This is a genomic window from Streptomyces sp. NPDC059679 (assembly GCF_042734105.1).
Lineage (GTDB): Bacteria > Actinomycetota > Actinomycetes > Streptomycetales > Streptomycetaceae > Streptomyces.
Genome location: NZ_JBHWES010000006.1, coordinates 1,894 through 3,911, shown reverse-complemented (window position 1 = coordinate 3,911; position 2,018 = coordinate 1,894). Strand labels below are relative to the sequence as shown.

The 2,018-nt window shown below is 58.1% G+C and carries 1 rRNA gene (running past one end of the window); it reads right to left on the bottom strand.

The features are described from left to right. Positions 1-1,654, bottom strand: a 23S ribosomal RNA gene (locus tag ACFV2X_RS09245) (it extends 1,275 nt beyond the left edge of the window). Between the last annotated feature and the right edge of the window lie 364 nt (positions 1,655-2,018).

Sequence of the window (2,018 nt, the reverse complement as noted above, 5' to 3'; positions counted from 1 at the left end):
GCCTTCCTGCGTCACCCCATCACTCACCTAATACAGGTCTGGTCCGTCGGCTCCACCACTCCCCTTCACCCGAAGGATCCAGGGCGGCTTCACGGACTTAGCATCGCCTGGTTCAGCGCTGGCGCTTCAAAGCGGGTACCGGAATATCAACCGGTTGTCCATCGACTACGCCTGTCGGCCTCGCCTTAGGTCCCGACTTACCCTGGGCAGATCAGCTTGACCCAGGAACCCTTAGTCAATCGGCGCACACGTTTCTCACGTGTGAATCGCTACTCATGCCTGCATTCTCACTCGTGAACCGTCCACAACTACCTTCCGGTGCTGCTTCACCCGGCACACGACGCTCCCCTACCCATCACAGCAACCGTTAGGCCTACATGCTGCAATGACACGACTTCGGCGGTACGCTTGAGCCCCGCTACATTGTCGGCGCGGAATCACTTGACCAGTGAGCTATTACGCACTCTTTCAAGGATGGCTGCTTCTAAGCCAACCTCCTGGTTGTCTCTGCGACTCCACATCCTTTCCCACTTAGCGCACGCTTAGGGGCCTTAGTCGATGCTCTGGGCTGTTTCCCTCTCGACCATGGAGCTTATCCCCCACAGTCTCACTGCCGCGCTCTCACTTACCGGCATTCGGAGTTTGGCTAAGGTCAGTAACCCGGTAGGGCCCATCGCCTATCCAGTGCTCTACCTCCGGCAAGAAACACACGACGCTGCACCTAAATGCATTTCGGGGAGAACCAGCTATCACGGAGTTTGATTGGCCTTTCACCCCTAACCACAGGTCATCCCCCAGGTTTTCAACCCTGGTGGGTTCGGTCCTCCACGAAGTCTTACCTCCGCTTCAACCTGCCCATGGCTAGATCACTCCGCTTCGGGTCTTGGGCGCGCTACTCAATCGCCCTATTCGGACTCGCTTTCGCTACGGCTACCCCACACGGGTTAACCTCGCAACACACCGCAAACTCGCAGGCTCATTCTTCAAAAGGCACGCAGTCACGACCGCCAAGCAAGCTTGACGGCGACGCTCCCACGGCTTGTAGGCACACGGTTTCAGGTACTATTTCACTCCGCTCCCGCGGTACTTTTCACCATTCCCTCACGGTACTATCCGCTATCGGTCACCAGGGAATATTTAGGCTTAGCGGGTGGTCCCGCCAGATTCACACGGGATTTCTCGGGCCCCGTGCTACTTGGGAAATACGCAAGAGAGCCGTCATGATTTCAGCTACGGGGGTCTTACCCTCTACGCCGGGCCTTTCGCATGCCCTTCGCCTACCACAACGGTTTCTGACTCTCCGACCAGCCGGCAGACTGATCAAGCACACTCCCACGACCCCGTATGCGCAACCCCTGCCGGGTATCACACACATACGGTTTAGCCTCATCCGGTTTCGCTCGCCACTACTCCCGGAATCACGGTTGTTTTCTCTTCCTGCGGGTACTGAGATGTTTCACTTCCCCGCGTTCCCTCCACATACCCTATGTGTTCAGGTATGGGTGACAGCCCATGACGACTGCCGGGTTTCCCCATTCGGACACCCCCGGATCAAAGCTCGGTTGACAGCTCCCCGGGGCCTATCGCGGCCTCCCACGTCCTTCATCGGTTCCTGGTGCCAAGGCATCCACCGTGCGCCCTTAAAAACTTGGCCACAGATGCTCGCGTCCACTGTGCAGTTCTCAAACAACGACCAGCCACCCGTCACCCACCCACACGAGATGGTTCACCGGGACCGGTGTCACGTCGAAGGAACGAGCTTTCGCCCGTGCCCTCAGACACCCAACAGCGTGCCCGGCACAACCCATCGCTCGGATCCGTGTTCCATGCCCCGAAGGGCAGTACTAGCGGTCCTCACACATGATTGTGCCGAGTAGTCAACGTTCCACCCATGAGCAACCGTGCGAGTCATTCGCTCGCAGTCGGCTATGTGCTCCTTAGAAAGGAGGTGATCCAGCCGCACCTTCCGGTACGGCTACCTTGTTACGACTTCGTCCCAATCGCCAGTCCCACCTTCG